The following is an 8,444-nucleotide window of genomic DNA, read 5'->3' on the forward strand; positions in this document are numbered from 1 at the left end:
CTCGGTGCTGCGATGCCCCGATGGCGTGACCGAACCGAAGGTCGGGGACTTCCTGCAGCCGGGCACGCAGCAGCTGGCCGCCGGCTACGTGGTGTACGGCCCGGCCACCCTGCTGGTGCTGACCTTCGGCCACGGCACGCATGAATTCACGCTGGACCGCGAGGTCGGCAGCTTCATGCTCAGCCGGCGCGACATCCGCATCCCCGAACAGACCGCCGAGTTCGCCATCAACATGTCCAACCAGCGCCACTGGGAGGCGCCGATGCAGCGCTACGTCGGCGAGTTGCTGGCCGGCAGGGAAGGCCCCAGGGCTAAGGATTTCAACATGCGCTGGGTGGCCTCGATGGTGGCCGACGTGCATCGGATCATCACCCGCGGCGGGGTGTTCTTCTATCCGCTGGACGCCAAGATCCAGGCCAAGGGCGGCAAGCTGCGCCTGATGTACGAGGCCAACCCGATGGCCTTCATCGTCGAGCAGGCCGGCGGGGCGGCGACGACCGGGCGCGAGCGCATCCTGGAGGTCCAGCCGACCGGGCTGCACCAGCGCGTGCCGGTGTTCCTCGGTTCGAAGGGCGAGGTCGAGGTGGCCACGCGCTACCACCGCGAGGCCGACGTCGCCGTCGCCTGAGGAGTGAGGGGCAGGCGCCCGTGTGCCTGCCCCGGCCCGCCCCGGTTTTGCCATCGTCCTGCCGCAAGCTTCCCGCCGGTTTCCACGACGTCCGACGATGGCCCGACGCCTCCGCCTCCTGCTGTTCGCCCTCGCCCTGGCCGGTTGCGCACCCGTGCGCCAGCCGCCATCGGTCGCCCCGCCGCCGCGCAAGCTGGTGGTCGGGCTGGCGCTGGGCGGGGGCGCGGCCAAGGGTTTCGCGCACATCGGCGTGATCAAGATGCTGGAGGCCAGCGGCATCCACGTGGACGTCGTCGCCGGGACCAGCGCCGGCAGCCTGGTCGGTGCGCTGTACGCCAGCGGCATGGACGCCTTCGCCATGCAGCAGGCAGCCATCTCGCTGGACGAGGCCTCGATCCGCGACGTGCGCCTGTTCGGCGGCGGCCTGGTGCAGGGGCGGAAACTGCAGGACTACGTGGATGGGCTGGTCAGCCAGCGCCCGCTCGAGCGGCTGAAGCGGCCCTTTGCCGCGGTCGCCACGGAACTGGAGACCGGGCGGCGCACGGTGTTCCGGCACGGCGATACCGGGCAGGCGGTGCGCGCCTCGTGCAGCGTCCCTGGCGTGTTCGAGCCGGTGGCGCTCGGCGACCGGCACTACGTGGACGGCGGCGTGGTCAGTCCGGTGCCGGTCGACGCCGCGCGCGAGCTCGGTGCCGACTTCGTCATCGCGGTGGATATCTCGGCGCACAGCGACGGCACGCTGCCGGAAGACATGCTCGGCATCGTCGGTCGCTCGGTGGTGATCATGTGCCAGCATCTGGGTGCACAGGAGCTGGCGCGGGCCGACGTGGTCATCCGTCCGCGGGTGAACGATATCGGCGCCGCCGACTTCACGCAGAAGGAGCGCGCCATCATGGAGGGCGAGAAGGCTGCGCTGGCGGCGGTGCCGCTGATCCGCGCGCGCCTGGCGGCGGCCTCGCGGCAGGCGCCGCCGATCAGGGTCGCCGGCAACCCGCTGTAGGAACGCATCGGGCGCGACCGCCGCCGTCCTCGCTGCGGCGATTCGCGGGTTGCGGATCCGGCGGCGACGGCCGGTGTGACCGGTCGCACTGGAGGGAGCGCCTACGCGCTGTTAGCGTGGGTCCTTTCACCCGCGAGCCCGGTCCATGCATTCTTCCCTGCGCCTCCTGCCCCTGCTCACCCTGGCCCTCGTGCCGCTGGCTTCCGCCGCGCCGGGCAAGGTCGACCCCCGTATCGACCAGCTGCTCGACCAGCTCGGCAAGGTCCGCGCGGTCCACGCCGTGCAGCTGTCGCCGGACGGCCAGCGGCTGGCCTGGGTGGTCGATACGCAAGGCAAGCCGGTGATCCAGCTCGCCGGCGCCGACGGCAGCGGTGCCCATCCGCTGGCGATGGGCGACGCACCGTGCCGGCAGGAGGAGATCGCGTGGGCGCCCGACTCGCGACACCTTGGCTTCCTGTCCGACTGCGGCGGCAAGGCAGGCGACATGGACGTCTATGTGGCCGACGTGACGGGCGGGGCGGCACCACGGAAGCTGGCCGACCTGGACGGCTATGCGCACGACCTCGCCTGGACGGCGGACGGGCGCACCCTGGGCTTCCTCTACGTCCAAGGTGCCACCCGACGCGCCAGCGCCGTCGCCGCGGCCAAGCCGCCGGCCGGCGAGATCGGTGTCGACGGGCTGGAAATCCAGCGCGTGGCCACCCTGCCCGCCACCGGCGGCACGCCGGTGCTGGTGACGCCCGCGGACAGCTACGTCTACGAATTCAGCTGGTCGCCGGATGCGCGGCAGCTGGCCTATGTCGCGGCGCCCGCCCCCGGCGACAACAACTGGTGGGTCGCCAGGCTGTACGCGCAGGACGCCCGCGCCGGTGCGGCACCACGCGTGCTGGTCGATCCGAAGACCGACACCGGCCGCTTGCACGGCCTGCAGCTGGCGCTGCCGCGCTGGTCGCCGGACGGCCGGCGGGTGGTCTTCGTGGGCGGCCTAATGAGCGACCAGGGCGCGACCGGCGGCGACCTCTACGCCGTGCCCGCCGCTGGGGGGACCACGACCAACCTCACCCCCGGCATCCACGTCACCCCATCGTGGTTCGCCTGGACCTCGCCGCGCACGCTGCTGGTCAGCCAGGTCAGCAACGGCCAGAGCCAGCTGGCCGAATATGCGATCGATGCCCGCCACGCCACGCAGCAGCGCGTGCGCTTTACCCTGCCGGCCAGCATCGGCGACGGCAGCGCCTCGATGGCCATGTCGCTGTCGGCGGACCACGAACGCGTCGCCTTCGTGCAGAGCTCCTACTCCGCCGCGCCGGAAGTCCATGCCGGACCGCTCGGCCATGCCGCGCCGCCCGCGGTCAGCGCGATCAACGCCGCCCTCGCACCGAGCTGGGGCAAGGCCGAGTCGGTCGAATGGGAGCACGACGGCCGCCACGTGCAGGGCTGGCTGCTGTATCCGGCGCACTACGACCCGTCCCGGCGCTACCCGATGATCGTCAGCGTGCACGGTGGCCCGGCCAGCGCCGTGATCCCGCGCTGGCCCGGCGTGGGCTACGGCAGCGTGCCGTTCTCCAACCTGGGCTACTTCGTGTTCATGCCCAACCCGCGCGGCAGCTTCGGCCAGGGCGAGGCCTACGTGCAGGCCAACCGCAAGGACTTCGGCTACGGCGACCTGTCCGACATCCTGGCCGGCATCGACGCGATCGAGAAGAAGCTGCCGGTGGACGACAAGCGGCTGGGCCTGACCGGCTGGAGCTACGGCGGCTTCATGAGCATGTTCGTGCCCACGCAGACCGACCGCTTCCACGCGGTGGTGGCCGGCGCCGGCATCGCCAACTGGCAGAGCTACTACGGGCAGAACCTGATCGATCAGTGGATGATCCCGTTCTTCGGTGCTTCCGTGTACGACGACCCGGCGGTTTACGCGAAGAGCTCGGCGATCAATTTCATCAAGCGGGTGAAGACCCCCACGCTGGTGGTGGTCGGCGACCGCGACGCCGAATGCCCGGCCCCGCAGTCGTTCGAGTACTGGCATGCGCTGCGCACGGAAGGTGTGCCGACCTCGCTGGTGGTGTACCCGGACGAGGGCCATCACTTCGTCGATCCGGCGCACCAGCGCGACGTGTTGCAGCGCGCACTGGAATGGTTCGCCCGGTACCTGCCGGCCAGCTGACTCCGCCCCGGGCACGGGCCACCCGGCCCGTGCCCTACTTCGGCGGATCGCGCCGCTGGGTGTGCTTGACCGCCCCCAGGATGCCCAGGCCGAACACCACGATCACCCCCGCGCCGATCCATTGCAGCGGCACGTGCATCAGCCAGGCGACATAGGCCAGGCCACCGATCAGCACGATGATGCCGAGCAGGTAGAGCGAGAACGAGGACATCGCGGGCCTCCCTTGCCTGGGGTTGCGGGCAAGCAGAACGGTTGGGTGATCACTGGCACGTGAAGCGGCGCCCGGGCCCGGGCGCAAGTCGATCGCTGCCCTGCTCCCCCGATGAGGATGCCAGAGCGTCGGGCAACGGCGCGCGGGCTTTCGGTCCCGCAGCGCCGCCGACCTGGCCCGCCGCCACCGTTGACGCCCTGTTGCCGCCCCCCGCTCCACGCTGACGAGGCCTTGCCGCGTGAAGCATGGGAGCAAAGAAGGCGTGAACGAAACCACCCGTCTGTCCCGCTACGCCCGCATCGGGGCGTTCCTGCTGCGCTACCGCAAGGCCGGGCTGTTCAGCGGACTGGAGATGGACATCCAGGAGGCGGCGCTGGCGGACGAGGAGGAGGCGGTCCGCCCTGGCCAGCCCAAGCAGTTCGTCGACGACCTGGAGGCACTGGGGCCGACCTTCATCAAGGTCGGGCAGGCACTGTCGACGCGCCCGGACATGGTGCCGGCGCCGTACATCGCCGAGCTCGAGCGAATGCAGGACGATGTGGCGCCGGTCCCGGTGGCGGAGGTACGCCAGACCGTCGAGGACGAGCTGGGCGCGCGGATCGGCACGCTGTTCGCCCACTTCGACGACGAGCCGCTGGCCGCCGGCTCGGTGGCCCAGGTGCATGCGGCCACGCTGCGCGACGGTCGCGAGGTGGTGCTGAAGGTGCAGCGGCCGCACATCGCGCAGACCCTGCGCGAGGACCTGGCGATCCTGGAGAAGCTGGCCGGCGCCGCCGACCGCATGACCGACGTCGGCCGCCGCTACGGCTTCGCCGGGCTGGTCAACGAACTGCGCCACAGCCTGGCCAACGAGATCAACTTCGAACTGGAGGCCGAGAACCTGCGCCGCTTCGCCGAGAACCTGCGCGGCTACGACACCCTCTACGTGCCGCTGCCGCTGGCCGATCTCACCACCACCCGCGTGCTGACCATGCAGCGCGTGCGCGGCATCAAGGTGACCCACATCCCCACCTTGCGGCGCATCGAGCATCCCCTGCACGAGCAGGCGCGCGAACTGCTGCGGGCCTATCTGGATCAGGTGTTCATCCACGGCCTGGTGCACGCCGATCCGCACCCGGGCAACGTGCTGCTGATGGAGGACCAGCGCATCGCGCTGTTCGACCTGGGCATGGTGGTGCGGCTGGTCCCGCGGACCCGCCAGCAGTTGCTCAAGCTGATGCTGGGCGCGATCTCCGGCAACGGCGACCAGGTCAGCGAGATCAGTGAGAGCATGGGCACCCCGCTGGAGGATTTCCGGCACAACCTGTACCGGCGCCAGGTCGAGCAGCTGGTGGCCAGTTACGTCGGCCTGCACAATTCCAGCCGGCAGTTCTCGGAAGGCCGGCTGGTGCTGGAACTGGCCCGCGTGGGTGCTTCCTGCGGCCTGCGCCCGCCGGCGGAGCTCTCGATCCTGGGCAAGACCCTGCTCAACCTCGAGGCCGTCACCGGTGCGCTCGACCCGACCATCGACACCCGCCGCGTGGTCGAGGAACACCTGCAGCAGGTGCTGCGACGGCAGGCGCTGGGCACGCTCTCCCCGGCCAACCTGGCCACCGAGTGGCTCGACCTGCAGGAGCTGGCCCGGCATACCCCGCAGCATGTGGCGGCGATCCTGCGCACGCTGGCGCAGAACCGCCTGCGCGTGCGCGTGGACGGGCTGGAGGAATCGCACATGATGGAGAGCCTGCAGAAGATCGCCAATCGCATCAGCACCGGGGTGATCGTCGCGGCGTTGGTGATCGGCGGTGCGCTGACCGCGCGAATGAACACCGGGCCGACGCTGTTCGGGCTGCCGGTGCTGTCGATGCTGTTCATCATCGTGGCGGGAGTGCTGGGGCTGAGCCTGATCCTCAGCGCGCTGCGCCGCGACGGCAAGGTGGAGCGGGCCGCCAACCGACCGCCCGACTAGGCCCGGGACCTCCTCCGGGCAGGGGCGTACCCGCTGCACCCCCGCCGGCGGCGTCGCTCAGAACAACGACCCCTGCGGCGACGCCCCCCGCGGCGGTACGAAGCGCGAGGCATCCAGCTGCAGCTCGCGCGCCCGTGCGTAGCCATGCCTGCGGCAGGCCACCTCGAAGCGCCGCGCGAGCAGTTGCGCGAACACGCCCTGGCCGCGCATGCGGGTGCGGAAATCGCTGTCATAGTCGCGCCCGCCGTTCATCTGCTGGATCAGGCTCATCACGTGCGCGGCGCGCTGCGGCGCGTGCAACGCCAGCCACTCGCGGAACAGCGTCTTCAGCTCGTAGGGCAGCCGCACCACGGTGTAACCGGCGCAACGGGCCCCCGCGGCGTGCGCCTGCTCCAGCACCGCCTCCATTTCGTGGTCGTTGAGGGCGGGGATGACCGGCGCGACCAGCACGCCCACCGGCACCCCGGCGCCGGCCAGGGTCTCGATCGCGCGGATGCGCCGGTGTGGTGCGCTGGCCCGCGGCTCGAGCTTGGCGGCCAGGTGGTTGTCCAGCGAGTTGACCGAGACGAACACCTGCACCAGCCGCTCACGCGCCATCGCGGCGAGCAGGTCGAGGTCGCGCTCGATCAGCGCGTTCTTGGTGACGATGGTGCACGGATGGTGGCACTCGGCCAGCAGTTCCAGTGCGGCCCGGGTCAGCCGCCAGTGCCTTTCCACCGGCTGGTAGGGGTCGGTGTTGCTGCCGATGTTGATCGGTGTGGGCACATAGCCGCGCTTGCCCAGCTCCGCGCGCAGCACTTCGGCGAGGTTGCCCTTGGCGCGCAGGCGCGTTTCGAAATCCAGCCCGGGCGAGAGGTTGAGGTAGCTGTGCGAGGGCCGCGCATAGCAGTAGATGCAGCCGTGCTCGCAGCCACGGTATGGGTTGATCGCCTGCTCGAAGGCGATGTCGGGTGAGTCATTGCGGCTGATCACGCTGCGTGCGCGTTCCTCGGTCACCTCGGTGCGTGGACGCGGCGCGTCGGCATCGAGGAGCAGGCTCTGCCAGCCGTCGTCCTCGGCCTGGTGGCGCACGCTCTCGAAGCGCCCCTCGGGATTGGAGGCGGCGCCGCGGCCCTTGGTGGCGTGCGGTGGTCGGTCGGACATCGGGCAAATCTAGCGCGCCGCCGTCTCAGCCGGCGCGACGCGCCGGGGCGCCGGAGCGCCGGCGACGCTACACTCGGACGTCCAAACCGTGTCGAGGAGATGCCCCCATGTCCACGCTCCATCCGGTCCAGGCGGCCTTTGCCGCAAAGGCGCGCATCGGCAAGGCCGATTACGAGCGGCTGTATGCCGAATCGGTGCGTGACCCGGAGGGGTTCTGGGCGAAGGTGGGCGAGCGGCTGGACTGGGCCAAGGCGCCCACGCAGGTCAAGGATGTCTCCTTCTATCCGGCCGACCTGCACATCCGCTGGTACGCGGACGGCACCCTCAACGTGGCCGCCAACTGCCTGGACCGTCACCTGGCCGAGCGTGGCGACAAGACGGCGATCATCTTCGAGGGCGATGATCCGGGCGAGTCGCGCCGCCTCAGCTATCGCCAGTTGCATGCGGAGGTGTGCAAGTTCGCCAACACGCTCAAGCACCTGGGCGTGGCCAAGGGCGATCGCGTCGCGATCTACCTGCCGATGGTCCCGGAGGCGGCGGTGGCCATGCTCGCCTGCGCGCGCATCGGCGCGATCCATTCGGTGGTGTTCGGCGGCTTCTCGCCCGACTCGCTGGCCGGGCGCATTGCCGACTCCCAGTGCAAGCTGGTGGTCACCGCCGATGAGGGCGTGCGTGGCGGCAAGAAGGTTCCGCTCAAGTCGAATGTCGACGCCGCGCTCGAACGGCCCGGCACCAGCAGCGTGGAGACGGTGGTAGTGGTGCGCCGGACCGGCGCCGCGGTGCCGATGCAATCGCCGCGCGACCGCTACTGGCACGTGCTGATGGACGGCCAGAGCGCCGACTGCCCGGCCGAGCCGATGGAGGCCGAGCACCCGCTGTTCATCCTCTATTCCTCGGGTTCGACCGCCAAGCCTAAGGGGATCGTCCACACCACCGGCGGCTATTTGACCGGCGTCAGCTCCACCCACCGGTCCGTGTTCGACCTCGATCCTGAGCGCGACGTGTTCTTCTGTTCTGCCGACGTCGGCTGGGTCACCGGCCACTCCTACATCGTCTACGGCCCGCTCGCCAACGGCGCGACCAGCGTGATGTACGAGGGGGCTCCCGACTACCCGCACAAGGGGATCTGGTGGGAGCTGGTTGAACGCTACGGGGTGACGATCTTCTACACCGCCCCGACCGCGATCCGCTCGTTCATGAAGCAGGGCCGGGAGATCCCCGACGCCCGCGACCTGTCCTCGCTGCGGATCCTCGGCTCGGTCGGCGAGCCCATCAACCCCGAGGCGTGGCTCTGGTACCACAAGAACTTCGGCCACGGCCGCTGCCCGATCGTCGACACCTGGTGGC

Annotated in this window: 7 protein-coding genes; 5 read left to right on the forward strand and 2 right to left on the reverse strand. The window is 70.3% G+C overall.

Annotated features, from left to right (window positions below):
* The 3 genes from VFH59_RS04845 to VFH59_RS04855 all read left to right on the forward strand — a co-directional run.
* Positions 1-628 (forward strand): class 1 fructose-bisphosphatase (locus VFH59_RS04845; RefSeq protein WP_325163754.1); only part of this gene is annotated, 628 nt, incomplete at its 5' end.
* Between the two features lie 97 nt (positions 629-725).
* The gene (locus VFH59_RS04850; RefSeq protein ID WP_325163755.1) at positions 726-1,628 is read left to right on the forward strand and encodes a patatin-like phospholipase family protein; all 903 of its coding nucleotides are present in this window, start codon (positions 726-728) and stop codon (positions 1,626-1,628) included.
* A 145-nt stretch (positions 1,629-1,773) separates the two neighbouring features.
* On the forward strand, positions 1,774-3,795 hold the full coding sequence (locus VFH59_RS04855) for a S9 family peptidase (RefSeq protein ID WP_325163756.1): 2,022 nt from the start codon (positions 1,774-1,776) through the stop codon (positions 3,793-3,795).
* A 34-nt stretch (positions 3,796-3,829) separates the two neighbouring features.
* Here VFH59_RS04855 and VFH59_RS04860 read toward each other — a convergent pair whose 3' ends face one another.
* Positions 3,830-4,006, reverse strand: a complete 177-nt coding sequence (locus VFH59_RS04860; protein ID WP_325163757.1) for a hypothetical protein — start codon at positions 4,004-4,006, stop codon at positions 3,830-3,832.
* A 262-nt stretch (positions 4,007-4,268) separates the two neighbouring features.
* Between VFH59_RS04860 and VFH59_RS04865 the strand changes: the two genes are divergently transcribed.
* Entirely contained in the window at positions 4,269-5,954 is a 1,686-nt protein-coding gene (locus VFH59_RS04865) for an ABC1 kinase family protein (RefSeq protein WP_325163758.1), read from the forward strand.
* 57 nt (positions 5,955-6,011) lie between these two features.
* Here the strand turns inward: VFH59_RS04865 and VFH59_RS04870 are convergent, their stop codons facing one another.
* On the reverse strand, positions 6,012-7,097 hold the full coding sequence (locus VFH59_RS04870; RefSeq protein ID WP_325163759.1) for a PA0069 family radical SAM protein: 1,086 nt from the start codon (positions 7,095-7,097) through the stop codon (positions 6,012-6,014).
* 107 nt (positions 7,098-7,204) lie between these two features.
* Here VFH59_RS04870 and VFH59_RS04875 point away from each other — a divergent pair.
* Positions 7,205-8,444 (forward strand): AMP-binding protein (locus VFH59_RS04875; protein WP_325163760.1); only part of this gene is annotated, 1,240 nt, incomplete at its 3' end.

It is taken from the genome of Frateuria sp., from assembly GCF_035695185.1.
Taxonomy (GTDB): Bacteria; Pseudomonadota; Gammaproteobacteria; order Xanthomonadales; family Rhodanobacteraceae; genus Frateuria_A.

Excerpts from the sequence above, each read along its gene's own strand:
- VFH59_RS04860 (WP_325163757.1), bottom strand. The coding sequence starts at position 4,006 with ATGTCCTCGTTCTCGCTCTACCTGCTCGGCATCATCGTGCTGATCGGT.
- VFH59_RS04870 (WP_325163759.1), bottom strand. The coding sequence starts at position 7,097 with ATGTCCGACCGACCACCGCACGCCACCAAGGGCCGCGGCGCCGCCTCC.
- VFH59_RS04855 (WP_325163756.1), top strand. The coding sequence starts at position 1,774 with ATGCATTCTTCCCTGCGCCTCCTGCCCCTGCTCACCCTGGCCCTCGTG.
- VFH59_RS04850 (WP_325163755.1), top strand. The coding sequence starts at position 726 with ATGGCCCGACGCCTCCGCCTCCTGCTGTTCGCCCTCGCCCTGGCCGGT.